Source organism: Bradyrhizobium sp. LA2.1 (assembly GCF_040547725.1).
Classification (GTDB): Bacteria; Pseudomonadota; Alphaproteobacteria; order Rhizobiales; family Xanthobacteraceae; genus Bradyrhizobium; species Bradyrhizobium barranii.
Genome location: NZ_JBEPQI010000016.1, coordinates 105,725 through 123,718 on the forward strand (window position 1 = coordinate 105,725; position 17,994 = coordinate 123,718).

Consider the following 17,994-nt stretch of genomic DNA (forward strand, 5'->3'; position numbering starts at 1 on the left):
CATGAAGATCTATTATTCGCCCTTTTCGCCATACGTCCGCAAGGTGCTAGTCACGGCGCACGAGCTTGGCCTTGCCGACCGCATCGAGCAGCTTCCCAGCGCAGCGCATCCAATCAACCGCGATCAGACCATCATCGCGCATAACCCACTGGGCCAAGTGCCGACCATGCTGCTGGATGACGGGACCTCCCTCGCTGACAGCCGCGTTATCTGCGAATATCTCAATGACCTCGCCGGCGGAAAAATGTTTCCGAAGTCGCAGGCGCAACGTTGGCGAGCGCTGGGCGATCAGAGCACTGCCGACGGCATTCTGGCCGCCGCGCTGCTCTCGCGCTACGAGCTAGCGGTCCGTCCTCCCGAGAAGCTCTGGCAGCCCTGGCTCGATGGCCAGTTGGACAAGGTCGAAACCTCGATTTCCGCGATTGAGAGGGCTGCCCCCACGGGCGAGCGCGTCGACATCGGCACAATCAGCTTCGCCTGCGCCTTCGGCTATCTTGATCTGCGCTTCCCCGACTTCGGCTGGCGCTCGCGCCATCCGAAATGCGCCGCATGGTTCGCCAGCTTCGATGTGCGGCCGTCGATGCAGGCGACGCGGCACCCGGTTGTTTGAGCTTGCGGCTAGTCTCACTCGGAGCCTAGACCAACAGAGAATCCGCTCTAGCAACGTAATTGCATGGGGGATTGTGGTGCGCTCGGAGGGCGTTCGCATTCTCTGAAATTTCAATGATTTACAGATGTGAGCAACGAACCAGGTGCATATCGAGCCCAAAAGTGCCTTTTGATCTCCTCAATCTTCAGTCAGGTCGGACCTAATCTTCATTCGTCCCCCAGCACCGAAATCGGGCGATAGTGCTATCCTAAGCAGGGTGAGGCTATGCAGCGCTATGCTCTAATACCGATGAAGAGCAGGATGAGAGACGACGTATCAGGCCACGTCGTAGCGTAGGCCCACTGCAAGGCACTCCCTAATACGTTCGAAAATTGGCGATGTAGTCTCGGTACATTTTGGCTCGCTCTTCATCAAGTCCGAACCTGTTGAGTTGCACCTTGCCCCTCATTCGGTCGTCGCCATGCATGATGCAGCTCAAGTCAGTCGCCTGCTCATGTCTCTCCACGATAGTTTTGGCCACTTCGACCGGCAGCTCATCGTTGTAGGTCGGATTGCGGCCGAAGTTGTTCTGCGCGTGATACAAGGCCCTCTCGTAGCCCCTAAGAATCTCCCTCATGTAGACCATGGCGAGGTCATCAATCTCCCTCGGGGCCTCCTTGCTTCCGAGGATCAGCACGGACACGAGCCGGGCTACCTTCCACGTTTCACGCTCCCATCCCTGGGTCAAACGTTCCTTCAGAAGGCCGAGGAAGTCCGGCTTGATGTATTCGAATGGGACGTGGGGCCACCCGTCAAGCAGGTACATATCGTACAGGCCGCGACCGAAGAGGCTCCGAACGGTGTCGTCCTCCAACCAACGCGTGATCTCTACGCTGCTGACCGCCCCGACCCGGTGAGCCATGTAAGCGAACATGATGTCTGTGATCTGCTTAAGGGAATAGATTCCCTGTGATGCTTCCCCCAGGATCGATGTCAGCATCGGAAATTCGGCCTTGGTCGCATAAAGCTCAAGCCACCTCGAGGACGCTCGCCTCAAACGGACGTCGATCGGGTGCGGTGGCTGCGTCAGCGTTCTCGCGTTCTCCAATGCCACACGATACCGGGAGACCCAGTACCGGGTTCTGCTTGGCTCCTCCAAGAAAACGTCGTTGTAGGACGCCTCGATCTCCTGAGCGAACCATTCCTCCTGTTGCACCTTAACCTTGCCACTACGAGCATCATCAAGCATCTCGCCGAGATCGCGCAGTACCGGGTGAGTGAGCGCATCGACCCCGAACATGGCTGTAAGTCTGGCCCTCTCGGCATCCCCCTCAATGATGTAGGGCGCCTGTTTGTGCCAGAAGATAATCGGCGCAGGATCGCCGACACGGAACAGCCTGTCTCGATATGCGTCCGGGAGATAACGGACTACATCGTAATGGTCCACGTTCTCATACAGGAGGAAGGCGCTGATGTTGTAGTCAGCGTCCATCTCGGGAACGTACATCGCGTTTCCCGCCTCAAATATTGGCACGCCGATAGAGTCGGCAGGAGAAAGCCGCAGCGCAGCGGTCACCCTCAGCCCATCGGGTATCAAATGTTGACTCCAGCCTTCTTGTAGATTCGTTCGACGGCGTCATAGATCGACGAATAATGCTGGCTGAGGCTGAGCGGCAGCAACCGATAGGTCTCGATATACTTTGTGAGCTTGAGCAGCGACTCACGCACACCATCCGTCCGCATGTACTCCTCCGGGATCACAACACCGAGTAGGTCTTGCTTGCGAAGAGGAATGTCCTCGCCGACCTGCACCTCGATGGCAGCGGCGCGATCATCGTAGTTCTTGGTCGAGCCCTCGCGGTACAATTTCCCGAGAGCCAAGATTTCGGCATGGCTCATGTCCAGAACGTGCTCTTCCTTGATCTTGTCTTCATCGACCGACTTGCGATCCACGTACCTCCGTGGGGTGTCGAAATACAGAGAGATCAGTCTCCCGATTAAAGCATCATCGGACCCGAGCTCGAAGTTCTGCATGTCGAAGGCCGTCAGATATGATGGCATCCTGTTGCGATCGAAGGCGCCGGTATCGAAGGGATAGATGCGCTTGATGGCCGGCGGAGTCGCAAACCTCATGACGAACACAGACGGAAGCTGCCAGGCCTCCGGGTTCAGCGCGTCCCTGCCCTTGTATGCGGCCCGACCCACGAACAGGTAACAAAGCTTTTCGCCCTTGAAGACATCGCACTGCATGGCGACGAGCTTCTCATCCTGGATGATCTTGATGAGCTTGCTAGACGGGGCGCTATGGACCCATGGCGGGCTTTTAGGGGTGGCTATATTCGAGTTGCTGAGAAATTCACGCAAGCGGACTTCGCGAGGTTTCATCGTCTGACCCTAGAGGCTGCAGCAAATCACCATGACAACCTATCAAACACGGATCGATCAAGGGGATACATCACCCACTATCCCCACTACTCAACCGATATGTCGGGCGTGCCTAGAGGCACCAACACTCCGGCCAGCACAGCAAAGAGCATGAGGATAAACCCCCTGTCCCGGCCAAAGGCTCTAACGACGGTCTCGGACTGGGATAGGATTCCACCCATACCTATCGCGAACCTCGCTGGGGTCGGTTCATGCTTTTGCGTGGCTTTAGCCATGCCCGTCTCCGAAAGTGAGCCTCCGGGATATCCCCGGCTCGTAGCGTAAGACCGTTTCCCAGCCGTCAACCGTTAGCAACGCACCACGACTGAACCCACGCGGTTTGCCGTTTGGAAAATCCTCTTTGCCGCTTCTTCCAACACCAATTGTTATGCATCAAACCGCAACGCACCAGCAACGCACCGCCTCTGAACGCGCCTTTTCCGCTAGCAATTTCAGATAGTTATGCAGCCAACGGCGGCGACCTTGCGGAGACTACCGAAACCGCTGTCCAAAATTTGGAAAAGTCGTCCGAACCTACGGACTCGCCCGGTACGGCTGATCGGATTGAGCGTCAAACGTGCAGTTATCGGTAACCGCGATGACGTGCCCCCGCCCGTGCGGGACGATATCGGCGGGGTGTCCAGCCCTGGTCGTGGTAGGGGATGCACCAAATCCGGAAGTCTCGCCGCTACGCTTACCGTCAGGCAATCGCGGCCCTCGTGGGCCGATTGGCAAATCTTCCTGCCTCTAGTGGCCTCAATCACCGCGTCGTTGCGAGGTTCGAAAAATCGGCGACCTCCGTTTGAGGCCAAGCTTATCGGTAATCTCGCAAGGGCAGAATCTCTCGTACACTAGGGCTTGCAAGCCGTCCGTTGAAGACCGACGCTCTGGTTGCAGGTTCGAGTCCTGCCGGGCCCACCAGTAAAAATCAATCGCTTAGCACACTGCGAGCGCGCGCTCAGTGGCGCGCCGAAGGGCGGGCTCCATTCGCTATGTAGCGGATCTCAAATCAGATGTTTTGAGGCAAAAATGGCGAAGCAGGCACTCAGAGTAAGAAAATCAGACATTCATCCCGCAAATGCGGTCCGGGCGGCCCTTTTACAGAAGTCCGCAACGCTGCGAATCGTTGAGCGTTGGTTTAGCGTCAACTGGTGAAAAGGCACCGCAGAAGGTAGCGAAACGGCGATCACAGTGGAGCCGCACGATGACCGACGCTGAAATGTAGGGTGGCGGAAGAAAAACCGGTTCACCCGCCGAAAGCATCAAAGCACCGCGGGCAATTCATGCTCTCCCGGACGCCTGATCCGATCAGCACAGCGAACGCGAACTTATTTACTCGCTCTCTCGCGCGCCAAACGGCGCCACTGCGCCGGTGTCGTCCCCGTTCTGTCGATGAACATGCGCCGGAACGCCGCCACAGACTGATACCCGACCGATTCGGCCACGGCTTCGATGCTCATCGTCGGCTTCTTCAGCTCGTTGGCGGCCAAGCTCATCCGGATATCCGTCAACAGATCGGCGGCCGAACGCCCCAGCTTGTCCTGAAAATGACGCGCGAAGGTGGCCCGCGACATGCCGCACAAGTCAGCGAGATCGATCAGATTCCAGTGTCGCGTCGGATCGCCGAACATTCCTGCAATAGCCGGAGTAAGTCGCGAATAACCCGTCAGCGCCAGCAGTCCTTCTGGAGCTGACTCAGATTCGCTCGCTGCACGTAACACCAGCGTGAACAGCACCGAGGAAAGCCCGCGAAGGATGGCATCGCCTCCCGGTTTGTCGCTTGTTGCCTCCATCCGCATCAGCGCCACGAGATTGGCCAGATGGTTCGAAGCTGACCCAGTATCGTCCCCAGCAAGCCCCTCTATGGACCGCACTACCAGCTTCGCGGGGAGGCAGTTACGAATCAGCCGATCATGGGGCCGTCCAATGAAAAATCGCCCGCACAACATGTCCAGACGCTCGCCTGAGCCACCGTTCTTTTTGAAGGCCCATCCTCCAGAACCTTGCCGAACAACCGTCGGCCCCGCTGGAGCTCCACTGCCATCGTGCAGCACATAGGCCGACCCATGAGGTAACAGGATGATATCACCGCCTACCAGTTCTTTGGCCGTTTCAGTATCCGTCTCAAGAAACTCGATTACAGTCCGGCCATTAAGCACGATATGGTATGGAATCTCATGTGCCGCACACTGAGACTTGGCCAAACGCCACGGCGCACCATACGAGCAGCAAATCTCTAGCTGCCCGGTGACGGTAATAATTTGCAGGAGCCGGCTCAGCCAATCGGCCTGGGGCACATTTCCTCCGGAAAATTAACTGCTCCCGCCTGGATGCGCTCTTAACGACTTTTCTTGAGGCGCATCCAGACTCGAACGTTACGCTCGCTAGCTCAGATCGACCCAGCCGGGCTTACGGGAGGGAAGTCTTTGTCTGGATCGAACACGTTGTTGAAGAAGTTCGTCAGGGAGTACATGGCCACCAGGGCGATGATCTCCATGATGTTCGCATCGGTGTAGCCAGCATCGCGCACGGTCTTCAGGTCGGTGTCGCTGACCTGTCCGCGCGACTGGATAACCTTGCGCGCGAACTGGAGGGCGGCGTCACGCTTCGGGTCGGAGGCATGACCCTGGCGCGCGAGGATGATGTCATTGGCCGGCAGCTTGGCCATGTGCTCGGCCGTATAGCTGTGCACGGTCAGGCAGTAGTTGCAGCCATTCACCTCCGAGACCGCGAGACCGATGCTGTCGCGGGTCTTCACGTCAAGCGCCCTGCTCAAGGAGCCGAGCAGGTTGGCCCACGCGTTGAACGCAATCGGGCTCTGCGCGAAGCTCGCCAGCATGTTGGGGGTGAATCCAATATTCTTGGTGAACGCATCGAGCGTCGGTTTCGAATCCGCCGGGACCTGTTCCGGCTTAGGTGCTGTAATTCTGGACATCAATAACTCCGTATGTGTTGGTGCGTCACCGCTATGGGACGCACCAACGGCGTTACGCGGCACGCGCGTTATCGGGTTCAAGGGTGATTAGATGAAGTCAACGACCTCAGACGAGTCGGTTCTTGTAGCCAGTTCCCGACACGCTCCATGGTTCAACGGAAGCTCAGGACGTCGAGCACGGGCCGGCGTGGCTTCGACGGCCAATTCCCATCGCGCATCGGCCCGACCGCGAGAAGCATCACGGGGATCTCGTTGTTGGCGAGGCCGTATTCCTTTCTCGCCGCGGCGGGGTCAAAACCGATCATCGGGGTCGAGCCCCAGCCCATCGACCGGGCAGCGTAAATGATCGCGGCCGCGCCGAAAGTGGCACTGCGCATCGCCTCATCTCGTTGCTGCTGGGGGTTATCGTCGTAAATGCCGCGGGCACCCTTTTCCGCTTCAGGAAGCTGGTCTGCCGGCATGTAGCCCGCTTTCACCATCGGGCCAAAGACCGCGGGTACGGTGCTCGCATCAGCGAGCTGGCCGATTATGATGAATGTCACCGCCGCTTCGTAACTAATCGCCTGGTTCCAGGCGATCGGGCGTAGCCGCTCCTTCGCCTCGGGTGAACGCACGGCAACGAAACGCCAGTTCTGGAAGTAGAACGAGGTCGGCGCCGAGGTCCCGATCTCCACTAGGGCGGTGATCTGTTCGTCAGTCAGAACAGCCTCAGGATCATAATACTTCGTAGCACTGCGGCTCAGCATGGTTTCGATGACTGCATTGGTCATGACGAGACCTTCGTTAGCATTGCGAGTTTGAGTGGTTTCGGCGATGGCGGTGGTCATAACGGTCCTTTGATCGATGTGTTGGAGACGTTTAGATACGGCCACGCAGCAGTTGGTTCGAGACGAACTCGGCTCAATTAAAGGCTCAATATGCTCATGTTTCTCCGAACCGACGATGCGCTCGCCCCCCCGTGTTGCATGGCGCAGTTGCAGACACGCGGTTCGCGCCTCTAGCGTTACAGAGATCAAACTGATTGTCGTAAATGGAGCAGGACAGTGCGAGGCGCTGCCTGCTGGACAGCTATGGCGCGCCCGGCGACATCCGGAATCGCTTTTGCAAATGGTTAGAGAAGATCAAGCACGTCGGCCACCGGCGTGCGCGGCTTCTGCGGCCAGTTCCCGGCTCGCTCCGGTCCGACGGTCAACAACATCGCGGGCACTTCGTTTTCGCCGAGGCCAAACTCGCGGTGCACCGCGTCGGCGTCAAAACCGATCATCGGTGTGGAACCCAGGCCAAAGGAGTGGGCGGCATAGATCATCGCCGCTGCGCCAAAGGTTGCGGTCCGCATGGCTTCGTCACGCTGGCGCTGCGGTTGGTCGTCATAAAGACTGCGTGCCCGACGTTCGCTCTCCGGCACCATATGTGCCGGCATGATCCCTGCTTCCACGACAGGTGCCAGGCGCTGAGGGAGAGTGCTCGCATCGGCCAACCTGCCAATGACGATGAAGGTGACCGCTGCATCCATGATCGCCGGCTGGCTCCAAGCGATCGGACTGAGGCGAGCCTTGGCTTCAGGCGTACGTAGGGCGATGAAGCGCCAATTCTGCAAGTTGAAGGATGCGGGCGCGCTCGTGCCGATGCGCACTAGCTCGCGAATCTGATCGTCGCTCAGAGTCGCGGCTGGATCGTAGAATTTGCTAGAGCGGCGGCTCAAGATACATTCGATGACCGGATTGATCTTGGTGGTTGCGTTGGTCACAACTATCTCTATGGATGACGGGATAGATTGAGGTACACGAGTGCTTTCGCTCTGTGCGGACTTGCTCTCACTCACCGCCTGTATAAGCAGCCAGAAGAAACTTGGTTGAGCGATGCGTTATCCGCCCGGCGAAGCGGTTTACTCGACGGACGGAAAGTCGACGTCGGTGCCGTTGATACGGTTGAAGGTATTGGTGAAGATACCGAGTGCAATGGTCAGCGAGATTTCCGCCAATTGAGCGTCGGTGTAGCCGGCCTCACGGATAGCATTGAACTCGTCGTCGCTGATAGTGCCGCTCGTGGCATGCAGGTTGGATACGAAACGCACCAAGGCATCACGCTTGGCATCACCCGTGGGCTGCCCTGCGCGAATGGCATGCAGCGCGTCGACCGGTAGACCCACCAGTTTGCCGACGAAGCTGTGCGCAGCCACGCAAACGTCGCAACCGGTCTTCTCACTGATTAGCAGTTTGATGGTTTCGTGCTCTTGCCGGCTCAGGTTGCCCGAGTTCAATGTAGCTTGGGTGTCGAGCACGGCAGCCAAAGACGCCGGTATAAGGTGGCCCAATGCGGCGTACGTATTGGGAACGCGCCCACCGGAAAGTTTTTTCACGCGCGCATAAATATCGGCAGTAGCGCCGGTGGCGGACTCGACGGCGGGGATAGCGATGCGGCTCATGGTTCGGCTCTCTCGTCACGCAGTTAAGACCTGCCGCTTTAAGCTCAGCCGATACCGATTTCGAGACTAGGTCTGCTCAATAAAAGACCTAAAAGTATCAAGACAACGAGACGATCGATCCGCCCGATTGAGGCGCGGGACGGCGGACGTTTTTCCGCCGAGTTGAGCTCGATATTCGGGTCTTTTATTCGGGATGTACACCGAGAGCGAACGCGTCCTCGCCCTCGCGCGCCAAGCGACGCCATTGCCCCGGCCCCATCCCCACCTTGTCGGTGAAAACACGCCGGAATGCTGACACGGATTGATACCCGACTGCATCGGCCACGAACTCGGTCGACATTCCCGGCTTCTTCAGTTCGTTGGCGGCTATGCTCATGCGGATGTCTGTCAGAAGATCGATAGGAGAACGGCCCAGCCTGTCTTGAAAGTGCCGCACGAGGGTTGCGCGAGACATGTTGCACAAGTCGGCCAGATCTTGAAGATTCCAGGGGCGCGCCGGATTGTCGAACATGGCTGAAATGGCTGGTGCCAATCGCGAATGGCCGGCAAGTGCCAATAGGCCTACAGGCGCCTGTTCAGACTCACTTGCCGCGCGCAGTGCAAGTGTGAACAGCGTTAGCGTCAGTCCGTTGAGGATTGCGTGCCCTCCTGGTCTTTCGCCAGCGGACTCTATGCGCATCATGCTCACCAGACTGGCCAAGTGGTTCGAAGCTGACCCGATGCCCGCTTCACCACGACCGGCCATGGCGCGTACCATTAGAGTCTTGGGTAGATAATCGCGGATCAACCGATCATGGGGCGGTCCGACGAAAAATCGCCCGCACAACATGTCTAGCTGCTCGCCTCCGGCATCGTTCTCTCTGAGCATCCATCCTGCGGAAACTTGGCGCTCGTAGGTTCGACCCGGCATACGTCCGCTGCCATCGTGCAAGGCGTGTGCTGACCCGCGAGGCAACAACACAATATCCCCGGCCAGCAATTCCCTCGCCGTCCCCGTTTCCGGATCCTCAATAATGGCACTGCCTTTTAGCACAACGTGGTAGGGAATTTCGTGTGCCGCGGACTGCGCGAAATCCACACGCCATGGTGAGCCATAAACGCAGCGGGCCTCCACCTGGCCAGTGACCGTCATCATTTGCAGGAGATGGCTTAGCCAGTCGATTTGGGACATACGAGAAGTACCTTCACTAATCTCCACGTGCGAAAGGCGGGAAGGTGAAGAATCGCCCTCCCTTCCCGAGTCCTCACGGACGAACGCGAATGATCGTCTTCCCCGGCCGTCGCTCGGTCGGGTTGAAGGCCGCGACAGCGTCGTCGAGGGTCGCGACAGTGCCAATGTTCGTTCGCAGTCGTCCATCTCGCACTCGCTGGACGATCTCGCTCAGTTGGGCGCGATTGGCCTCAACAACGAAGTCAATCGTCCGGCCATCAGCGGGGCGCGCCTCTGTCGGGCCTGCGATTGTCACCAGCGTTCCCCCGGCTCGAACCGCTCTTGCAGACCGCTTCGCGATGTCGCCGCCGAGGACATCGAAAACCAGATGCACTCCACCAACATCTTCCAGAGCGTCGTTATCGAGGTCGACGAACTCTTGCGCGCCGAAGTCGAGAGCCGTCTGGCGGCCGGCAGCGCGTCCGGTGCCGATGACATATGCCCCGGCCTGACGCGCGAGCTGGGTCGCCATCGAACCGACAACGCCAGCCGCACCGTGCACAAGGACGCTCTGCCCCGCACAAAGGCGGCCGTGCTCGAACAGCCCCTGCCACGCGGTCAGGCCCGGCATCACGAGAGCCGCGCCCACCGTGAAGTCAACGTCCCCGGGTAGCGCGGCGAGGTTGCGGGCCTCGACGACCACATACTCCGCCAGCGTGCCGTCGCGAGTCCAATCCGTGAGGCCGAACACCCGCTGTCCCACCGATAGCCCCGTCGTTCCATAACTGAGGGCGGTGATCACTCCGGCCAGCTCGTGGCCGGGGATCGAAGGCGTTCGGTCACGGCCGAGACGATCGATCCAGGTCGAGGGCCATGCCAACTCATCTCCGGTGAATCCTGACGCATGGACCTGAACAACGACATCGCCGTAATTAGCGCCCGAGAGGCTGGCGAGCGCTGCCCCTTGCGGCTCCGGCCGTTCCACCAGCTTCATCCCGGCCGTTCCCGCAGCTTGGTCCGTCACAATGATCGCCTTCATCGTGAATCTCCTTGTTTTGACTCACTCGGACTGGCAATGGCAGTTTGAAAGCTTCGCACAAGCCGATGGCATCCACGCGTATATGGCGTGATGTCGCGGCCGGCAAACCTAGCTTTCACCAACGCACCATCTCTTCAACCTACTGTACTAACAAATAAAATTGGCAAACATGGGCTCCTATAGGATAAAATAAGCAAGCCAACCAGATGCTACAATTGGCCATTTCCGATGGATCGGTTCGGCCAAGCCGAAGGATGAGAATTGCGCTTCGATTTGACGGATATGCGGTTGTTCCTAACCGTGGTGGAGCGGGGCAGCCTCGCCAAGGGAGCCGAGAGCATGAATCTGGCTCTCGCTTCCGTGAGCGAACGCATTTCCGGGATGGAATCTTCGCTTGGCGCCCAGCTCCTGGAGCGAAATAGGCGGGGTGTCACTACGACGCCGGCCGGTGACGCTCTGGTTCGCCATGCACGGTTGATTCTGGATCAGGTAGAGCAGATGCGCGGTGAGTTGCGCAGCTACGGCACTGGCCTGCGAGGACGCATCAGGCTCTTGTCCAACACGGCCGGGTTGGCCGCTTTTCTTCCTCCTCGGCTCGGGCGTTTCTTGGTCGCTTATCCAGATCTTTCAATTGATCTCTATGAACGACCGAGCGCCGAGATTGCGCGGGCCATCCTGGAAGGTCGTGCTGACCTGGGAATTGTGGCTTACCACACTGGTCTGGAGGCCTTGCAGACTCACGTTATCGCGCAAGACCAACTCGTCGCTGTTGTGAGCGAAACGCACCGCATCAGCGATCAACAATCGATAGCTTTCGCAGATGTCGTTGATGAGCCGTTCGTTGGAGTGGCCGACGCGGCCTTGGAAGCATATTTAGGAGAACGCGCCGCACGCCTGGGTCGGCAAATTTACTACCGCATTCAACTTAGGCGCATTGAGAACATCGCAATGATGATTGAGTCCGGTGTTGGGATCGCCATTTTGCCCGAAGCTACCGCCAAAGATGTGAGCCACCTCGGTTTGACAATCGTGCCCCTTCGAGACTCCTGGGCGCTAAGGCAGCTTCATCTTTGTGCGCGTGACTACTCTGCGCTCACACCGCACGCCGCCTTGCTTGCACAGCAGCTTATGGAGCCGAAGGTCGCGATCTCTTAAGCGCTATGGCCGGCGCAACCCCTCGTGTGGGCTGGCATCGAACGGTTATAGGCGTCTATGTCATACGCTCGGACATCGTCATCTGCTTCAGAAAAGGAATGGATGAGCAGCGAGTTCAAGACCAAGAATAGCGATAAGGATCAGGAACCAACGTCGAAAGGTTGCCGCGCTTATGCGCCCACGGACCATTGTTCCGACGTGCATCCCCAGCAACGCAGGAATGATCGCAAGGACTGACAAGGCAATACTTCCAAGATGGAAAGCTCCGCCACGGGCGAGGCCTGCTGCCAATGCAATTGTTGAGACCGTGAACGACAGCCCGAGCGCCTGGATGAGATCGTTTTTGGAAAGACCGAGAGCCTGAAGATAAGGAACGGCGGGAAGCGTGAAAACTCCGGTTGCTCCGTTGATCAGTCCGGTTGCCAACCCGATGACAGGCGACAATGGGCGTTCGAAGCGCGCCGGAACCGACAATGGCGCCGCAAATAGGCCGTGCACTGCATAGATAATCAGGGCGGCACCCAATCCAACACTTGCGTATACGGTATTGGCGCTCGTCAAAAGCCACGAGCCGGCAAGGGTGCCAACCAGTATGCCGAGCATCATCACCCAAAGTCTTTTAATCAGGCCCAGAAAATTCGGCCCTGTAAACAGCTGCCAAAAGTTTGTGACGAAGGATGGAATGACCAGCAGAGAAGCTGCACTGACTGGCGGCATGATCACGCTGAGGACGCCCATAGAGACGGTCGGCAAACCCATTCCCGCCACGCCCTTGACGAATCCGGCGACGAAAAACGTCAGCGCGACAAATAGAACATGCGGCGAAAGATAATCACTCATCTTGACTCACTCAGACCAGGCCGTGTCCCTATCTATGACTTCGCGCAGGCCGATGGCATCCGCGTGCATATGGCGTGATAGCTCAGAAAAAATCTCGCTCTCACTAAGGCGCCATTCTCCAATCTCTTGTTTTGTAGTCAAAATCGGCAAGCATGGCGTCGCACTTAGCAAGCTACGCTCACATTACCGATCGCCACAATTGGTCATTTCCGATAGGAAACTTCGGCGACGCCGAAGATTAAGAATTGTGCTTCGATTTGACGGATATGCGGTTGTTCATGACCGCGATGGAGCGAGGCAGCCTTACCATGGGCTCCGAGACCATGAATCTGGCCCCACGCATTTCGGGGATGGAGTTTTCACTCGCGGAGTTAACTGTTGTTGCAAACGGCGGCGATTGGCGAGCCATTCCCACTCATGATTGACGAAGTCTCCCTGAGGGCTCAACTCGACGGGGGAAAACTCACGGTTGGCCTCCCGGATGCCGAGCTGGCGGTGCGTCACCTGGAAGTGGTCGAGCTTGCGGACCCATTTCCTGATCAGATTCTGCAGGCAGCTAAAGACGAAGCGGGCAATACAATTTGGGTCGCGCGAGATCTGGCTACAGAGGGGGGCGCAGGACCGGGGTGCCCCTCACGGACGAGGTACATCTGGATATCGCTGCGAGCACTTTCCAATCATTGGCGCTACATCGCGCGACCAAAGGACCAGCGCTGAGCGAAAGAACGGCTAATATAATCTGGAGTGTCATCGCTCGGCTTGGCAAGCCGGTGTGTCTTTGGAATGTATTTCCTCTCCACCCATTTGAACCGGGCGACCAATTGTCGAACTGCTGTCACACGCGATCCGAAAGAACAATGTGCAAGCCACTTCTGGTCGATCTGCTTTCTGTGCTTCAGATTAGGAGCGTCATCGCAGTCGGCCGAGATGCAGAGCAAGGGTTGGCTGAGTTGGGGATCTCCGTACAGAAAGTGCGCCGTCCCAGTTACGGTGGTCCAGCCGAGTTCGTTGACGGCATTTGCTCAATCTATGGCATACCGACAGTGCGTGATTTCGACGCTCAGATTTCTATGTCTTCTGACTAGGCATATCCTTGGCTGGAGATCGAATGCTCCCGCTGCAAGACCCGACGTGACGTTGATCTGGCTGTATTGCCGCACGCCTCCACAACCTTTGTGCATGACCTGGCCGGCAGGCTCCGGTGCAACAAATGTGCTAAGGCGGGACGCCGTCCTGTGGCGACGCTGCTGCAGCTTGTGCGCCGCCCCCGCCCCGCTCCTTCAGAGACGTGACGATGTGCAATCTCTACTCGATGACCAAGAACGTTGATGCAATACGTCAGCTGTTTGGAGCCTTGAACAGCCGCGTGGGCAACCTGCCAAGCAGGCCGGGCATCTTTCCCGACTATCCCGCGCCCATCGTCCGCAACGCGGCAGACGGACGCGAGATCGTGATGGCACGATGGGGAATGCCTTCATCCTCGAAGGCCTTGATGGACGCCACGAAGAAGCGAGCAGAGAAGCTCGAGGCCAAGGGCAAGCAGGTCGACTTCAAGGAGTTGCTTCGGATGGAGCCAGACTCCGGGATAACAAACATCCGCAATACGAAGAGCAGCCACTGGAAGCGATGGCTCGAGCCGGACAATCGCTGCCTGGTGCCCTTCACCAGCTTCAGCGAGTACGACACCATCGATGGGAAGAAGGTCCCCGTCTGGTTCTCCCCCGATGAGAGCCGTCCCCTGCTCGCCTTCGGCGGGATCTGGACCAACTGGACGTCTGTGCGAAGGGCAAAGGAAGGCGAGGTCAGGGCCGATGTCTTTGGATTCCTGACCTGCGATCCCAACGCGGAAGTAAGACTCGTTCATCCGAAGGCGATGCCGGTCATCCTCACGACGATCGAAGAGCACGACACCTGGATGCGCGCGCCCTGGGACGAGGCAAAGGCGCTGCAGCGGGCGCTCCCGGACGGCGCGCTGAAGATCGTGGCGACGGGCGAGAAGGAAGACCCAGCCGCGGCGTCCTAGCGTTGTGCACAAGGGCGCGGAACACGTGGACAAGATCGAGTGCCTACGATTTCGAATCCCTGCCCTGTGTTAACCGGCCGGAACAAGGGCGAGAGACGAGGATTCGTCTCGGTGGAGCGAATTCATGCTGATGTTTAGGGAAAGAGGACCTGCGATCCACTCGCTGCGCGGCTGGGCCATTTCGGTCCTCAACGAGGCCGGAGCCATCAGGGAGTGCGGGCAGCACGGCTGGATACAGGATCGCGGCGACCCGCACGCCCATGACCGTGCGTTCGATGTCGCGCGGCAAAATCCACCGGAGGGGTATTCTCCGGAGGCCGCTGCGGTAGCGATCGCCGAAGTCCTGGAATCGATCGGCGATACATGCCCCGAGTGCCCGCCGGAGGAGATCGTCTAAGGTTGCGACAAGCCAGCCTCAAATCTGGACATGACAGCCCGGCACGGTCTTCCCCGCGCGACGGTACGCTCAGTGAGCTCCGGTGCCGACGCGATCGGCCTTGGCTCCGTATAGTTCGCGCGGCGTGTTCTCACGCATGCCCCGGAGCGCCGGACATAGCGCAGTGCGGACAACGCGCCACCCGCCCGCTTTAAATCGGCTTCGTCGTCGATCGCTAGCGCGGCTCGCATCGGGCGTTGAAAGTGCCGGCAATTTGTGAGGCCGAGGAAACGCAGACGCAATTGCGCAAGTCCGCCATCGCGTTAAGTCGAAAGTGGCGACAGCGAGGATCCTGAGAGCGCTAAATCTTGGATGTGCAGACAACGGCTTAGGCGCTCCGTAGCGCCAGTGCTTTTATCTTGCTATTGCTCCCTCTGCTCGTTGCTACTGTAAGCGTCCGGTTCTCGCACGTCTTTCGAGCACACGTTGTCGTTCCATATTGGATTTTCCTGCAGCATGGAGAATCTCGTGGGGCGGAAACAATATGAGAACAGAGCGCGGCGAACCTGGTGGTCGGTGCACATCGAGGCGTGGCGCAAAAGCGGTCTCAGCCGGCGTGCTTACTGCCGCCAACACCGTCTGGATCAGGGCAGTTTTGCACGCTGGCTGAGCGTTCTCGTCGACCTAGAAGCCCTTAGGGTACAAGCCGAATTGAAGCGTGAAGAGCGTCGTTTGCGGCAGCCTCTCAAGCTATCCAGCGACGCACGCAGCCGTGCCGTCCGAGCGTTCTGGGCGATGCATATAGAGGCGATGACGTGGTCCGGGATGAGCGTGCGGGCATACGCCAAGGCCTATGGATTCCCACAGCTGAGCCGCGTCGCGCGGCATTTGCCTCGCCCAATTGGCATGGCGATCCGACCAAGCTTTGCCGGCCGGAGCGTCCTCGATTCCGACCGCATGCGTGGCCAAATCCGTCTTCACGGGTTGAATGCCAACCACATGGGCATTGGCCCCGACATAGAAGATTTGCGCGGCGAGCGCATGGGTGGCCGCCACGATGGCGACGTCTGGCTGCTCACTCAGATTGAGGCGCAGCCCCAAGGTGCGATGCGCGGAGAGGTCGCGAACGAGCGTGTCAGACAGCCTCCGTTCCTCCTCTTCCTCCTCGTTTTCTCCCTCCTCTCCTTTACCATCGCGCGTGGTTTGATCGCCTCCTTCACCCTCCTCGTCCGGTGCCTGGGCGTCGCCTTCCTGCTCGGTTTCGGCATGAGGGTTCTCATCCTCGGGGCGGATAAACCCGCGTTCGATCCTGATGGTGCCGTCGTGATTGAGGATCACGAACGCGCCGCCGCGCGCGACGTCACCGGGATCGTACGCCTGCCGTTTCGCCTCAAACTGCTCGATTTGGTTCTCCAACTCGCCGAACCGCGCGTCCACCTCATCAGGCAGTTCCTCAGCCGTTTGATGCGCTTCGGTCAGCCGATCGAACTCGGATTGAACGGCTTGAAGGGCGATCTGATCGTCCGCGGAAAGGTCGACCGGATGCGGGTAGGCACGGCGCATGCCGTGGGCGTGCGGGAAGTCGAGATGGGGCTCCGTCCACTTCCATCCCTCGGCTGCCCGTAAGGCGTCCGCCTCCCGGCCAAGCCGTGCTGTCACCAAGAGATCGAGCAGCGCCACGTCTTCCAGATAGCCGCTGCGATCCTCGGTAAAGAGGTCGCGCAGGATCGTACCGCCTGCCCCGATATAGGCCTCGAGCCCGACAAACCGCGCGCGGCGATCGGTTGCAGCGACATGGGTTTCGGTGAGCAGACGCCGGATCGTGCTGGCATCACGGTCGTAGGACAGACGCTCATAAACGCCTTCTTGCCGAGCCTGATCGTCAGTGATGGCAAAAGCCATCAACTGGTCAAGGGTCAGATTGCCATCGCGATACAGCTGCACCAATTTGGGGGAAACCGCACCCAACCGGAGGCGTTGCCGCACCACATGCGGCGTCACGCCAAAGCGGGCGGCGATCTCCTCCGCGCCGAAACCCCGCTCGTCCGCGAGCTTCCGGAACGCCTCGAACTGGTCGGCGGGATGCATGTTTTCGCGGGTGACGTTCTCGTCCAGGCTGATTTCGTGGGGATCGTTGGCGGTGTCGATAACGCAGCGCATCGGCTCAGTCTTCTTGATCTCCTTCCGCTTCACCCGCAGCAGCTGTGCAAGCCGCCTGCCCTCGCCGATGGTCACGAGATAGAACCCCGTGGCGGTTCCCGCTCCGTCCAACTCGGGCTCAACCACCAGATTTTGCAGGATGCCCTTGGCGGCAATACTCGCCGCATAACCCTCGATCGCCGCCTCGCTGTGCGGCGTCTTGCGCGCATTGTTCGGGGACTTCTTGAGCTTGTTGAGCGGAATGAAAACCTCCGTCCCGTTCGCGGGAATGATTTCAACTGATTTGGCCGACATGATCATTCTTCCCTTTGCTTCCATGGGTGCAGCGCGCACTCCGCGCCTGCACCCCTGCCCGTCGGCGAGACCGGGGGTAGCAAGCGCCAGGGCGACCCGAGCGGAGGGGGATCGCCCGCCCGCAAGGGCCGCTCGATAGAAGCGGGTCTGCACGAGCGCATGTGAGCTGTTCGAGAAATTGAAGACCTTTTGAAAGCACGGAAGACCGGGGAGACCGCTCGGGTCGGCGCCAGCGCCAGCCGGCGCTTTACCCTGGCGCGCGCGAGGGGCAGCGCCCATTAGGTCTCAAGCGTTAGAACGTTGAGCAAGTCAGCGCAGGCCAAAACAAGAGATCGAAAACAAGAGCAAGAGTGAGCAAATCAAAAGAGGCACCCGCAGGAGGGTCAGCATAGCGCCGACGCGGTACGCGGCGGGACCCGGGACCGAGTGCAGTCGCGAGACCGGTTACCAAGGCACCCGCGCGACGGGCAGTGATAGCGGTGCCGCGCAGCGGCAGCCCTTCGTGCGAGTGCCTCCGGCGAGCGACACATTATATCTGCTTGCGTGAGGGATCGAAGCCGAATGGCCGAGACGCAACGCGCTCG

15 protein-coding genes and 2 pseudogenes are annotated in these 17,994 nt (G+C 59.0%); 6 read left to right on the forward strand and 11 right to left on the reverse strand.

Annotation, left to right across the window (positions count from 1 at the left end; genetic code table 11):
- The first annotated feature begins 1 nt into the window (after window position 1).
- Complete coding sequence (locus tag ABIB95_RS28375) at window positions 2–610, forward strand: glutathione S-transferase (RefSeq protein ID WP_354244169.1); 609 nt, start codon at window positions 2–4, stop codon at window positions 608–610.
- 355 nt (window positions 611–965) lie between these two features.
- On the opposite strand, the gene ABIB95_RS28380 is transcribed toward ABIB95_RS28375, so the two are convergent.
- The 9 genes from ABIB95_RS28380 to ABIB95_RS28420 form a co-directional block, all read right to left on the reverse strand.
- Complete coding sequence (locus tag ABIB95_RS28380) at window positions 966–2,165, reverse strand: hypothetical protein (protein ID WP_354244172.1); 1,200 nt, start codon at window positions 2,163–2,165, stop codon at window positions 966–968.
- A 17-nt stretch (window positions 2,166–2,182) separates the two neighbouring features.
- On the reverse strand, window positions 2,183–2,974 hold the full coding sequence (locus ABIB95_RS28385; RefSeq protein WP_354244174.1) for a hypothetical protein: 792 nt from the start codon (window positions 2,972–2,974) through the stop codon (window positions 2,183–2,185).
- A 1,367-nt stretch (window positions 2,975–4,341) separates the two neighbouring features.
- The gene (locus ABIB95_RS28390; RefSeq protein ID WP_354244177.1) at window positions 4,342–5,310 is read right to left on the reverse strand and encodes an AraC family transcriptional regulator; all 969 of its coding nucleotides are present in this window, start codon (window positions 5,308–5,310) and stop codon (window positions 4,342–4,344) included.
- 92 nt (window positions 5,311–5,402) lie between these two features.
- On the reverse strand, window positions 5,403–5,948 hold the full coding sequence (locus ABIB95_RS28395) for a carboxymuconolactone decarboxylase family protein (protein ID WP_354244179.1): 546 nt from the start codon (window positions 5,946–5,948) through the stop codon (window positions 5,403–5,405).
- A gap of 152 nt (window positions 5,949–6,100) precedes the next feature.
- On the reverse strand, window positions 6,101–6,775 hold the full coding sequence (locus ABIB95_RS28400) for a nitroreductase family protein (protein WP_502917882.1): 675 nt from the start codon (window positions 6,773–6,775) through the stop codon (window positions 6,101–6,103).
- A 284-nt stretch (window positions 6,776–7,059) separates the two neighbouring features.
- A complete protein-coding gene (locus ABIB95_RS28405; protein WP_354244182.1) occupies window positions 7,060–7,695 on the reverse strand; it encodes a nitroreductase family protein in 636 nt (211 codons plus the stop codon).
- Window positions 7,696–7,833: 138 nt separating this feature from the next.
- Entirely contained in the window at window positions 7,834–8,373 is a 540-nt protein-coding gene (locus ABIB95_RS28410; protein WP_354244185.1) for a carboxymuconolactone decarboxylase family protein, read from the reverse strand.
- Between the two features lie 184 nt (window positions 8,374–8,557).
- Window positions 8,558–9,544, reverse strand: a complete 987-nt coding sequence (locus ABIB95_RS28415) for an AraC family transcriptional regulator (RefSeq protein ID WP_354244188.1) — start codon at window positions 9,542–9,544, stop codon at window positions 8,558–8,560.
- 73 nt (window positions 9,545–9,617) lie between these two features.
- The gene (locus ABIB95_RS28420; RefSeq protein WP_354244191.1) at window positions 9,618–10,562 is read right to left on the reverse strand and encodes an NADP-dependent oxidoreductase; all 945 of its coding nucleotides are present in this window, start codon (window positions 10,560–10,562) and stop codon (window positions 9,618–9,620) included.
- Between the two features lie 261 nt (window positions 10,563–10,823).
- Here ABIB95_RS28420 and ABIB95_RS28425 point away from each other — a divergent pair, with 261 nt between their 5' ends.
- On the forward strand, window positions 10,824–11,717 hold the full coding sequence (locus tag ABIB95_RS28425) for a LysR substrate-binding domain-containing protein (RefSeq protein ID WP_354244194.1): 894 nt from the start codon (window positions 10,824–10,826) through the stop codon (window positions 11,715–11,717).
- 87 nt (window positions 11,718–11,804) lie between these two features.
- Here the strand turns inward: ABIB95_RS28425 and ABIB95_RS28430 are convergent, their stop codons facing one another.
- The gene (locus ABIB95_RS28430) at window positions 11,805–12,557 is read right to left on the reverse strand and encodes a sulfite exporter TauE/SafE family protein (RefSeq protein ID WP_354244197.1); all 753 of its coding nucleotides are present in this window, start codon (window positions 12,555–12,557) and stop codon (window positions 11,805–11,807) included.
- A gap of 1,088 nt (window positions 12,558–13,645) precedes the next feature.
- Between ABIB95_RS28430 and ABIB95_RS28435 the strand changes: the two are divergent.
- The 4 genes and pseudogenes from ABIB95_RS28435 to tnpA all read left to right on the forward strand — a co-directional run.
- A pseudogene (locus ABIB95_RS28435) lies at window positions 13,646–13,849 on the forward strand (hypothetical protein); the annotation flags it as partial.
- A gap of 2 nt (window positions 13,850–13,851) precedes the next feature.
- Window positions 13,852–14,580, forward strand: coding sequence for an SOS response-associated peptidase (locus ABIB95_RS28440; protein ID WP_354244204.1), 729 nt, complete (start codon window positions 13,852–13,854; stop codon window positions 14,578–14,580).
- A gap of 124 nt (window positions 14,581–14,704) precedes the next feature.
- Entirely contained in the window at window positions 14,705–14,977 is a 273-nt protein-coding gene (locus ABIB95_RS28445; RefSeq protein ID WP_354244207.1) for a hypothetical protein, read from the forward strand.
- Window positions 14,978–15,472: 495 nt separating this feature from the next.
- Window positions 15,473–15,622 (forward strand): annotated as a pseudogene (gene tnpA / locus ABIB95_RS47420) (IS66 family insertion sequence element accessory protein TnpA); the annotation flags it as partial.
- Between the two features lie 84 nt (window positions 15,623–15,706).
- Here the strand turns inward: tnpA and ABIB95_RS28450 are convergent.
- A complete protein-coding gene (locus ABIB95_RS28450) occupies window positions 15,707–17,410 on the reverse strand; it encodes a ParB/RepB/Spo0J family partition protein (RefSeq protein WP_354244254.1) in 1,704 nt (567 codons plus the stop codon).
- Window positions 17,411–17,994 lie beyond the last annotated feature (584 nt).

Bases quoted from the DNA above. Each gene is read 5' to 3' on its own strand.
- ABIB95_RS28375 (WP_354244169.1), top strand. From the start codon at position 2: ATGAAGATCTATTATTCGCCCTTTTCGCCATACGTCCGCAAGGTGCTA.
- ABIB95_RS28385 (WP_354244174.1), bottom strand. From the start codon at position 2,974: ATGAAACCTCGCGAAGTCCGCTTGCGTGAATTTCTCAGCAACTCGAAT.
- ABIB95_RS28395 (WP_354244179.1), bottom strand. From the start codon at position 5,948: ATGTCCAGAATTACAGCACCTAAGCCGGAACAGGTCCCGGCGGATTCG.
- ABIB95_RS28400 (WP_502917882.1), bottom strand. From the start codon at position 6,775: ATGACCACCGCCATCGCCGAAACCACTCAAACTCGCAATGCTAACGAA.
- ABIB95_RS28410 (WP_354244185.1), bottom strand. From the start codon at position 8,373: ATGAGCCGCATCGCTATCCCCGCCGTCGAGTCCGCCACCGGCGCTACT.
- ABIB95_RS28415 (WP_354244188.1), bottom strand. From the start codon at position 9,544: ATGTCCCAAATCGACTGGCTAAGCCATCTCCTGCAAATGATGACGGTC.
- ABIB95_RS28420 (WP_354244191.1), bottom strand. From the start codon at position 10,562: ATGAAGGCGATCATTGTGACGGACCAAGCTGCGGGAACGGCCGGGATG.
- ABIB95_RS28430 (WP_354244197.1), bottom strand. From the start codon at position 12,557: ATGAGTGATTATCTTTCGCCGCATGTTCTATTTGTCGCGCTGACGTTT.
- ABIB95_RS28440 (WP_354244204.1), top strand. From the start codon at position 13,852: ATGTGCAATCTCTACTCGATGACCAAGAACGTTGATGCAATACGTCAG.
- ABIB95_RS28445 (WP_354244207.1), top strand. From the start codon at position 14,705: ATGCTGATGTTTAGGGAAAGAGGACCTGCGATCCACTCGCTGCGCGGC.
- ABIB95_RS28450 (WP_354244254.1), bottom strand. From the start codon at position 17,410: ATGTCGGCCAAATCAGTTGAAATCATTCCCGCGAACGGGACGGAGGTT.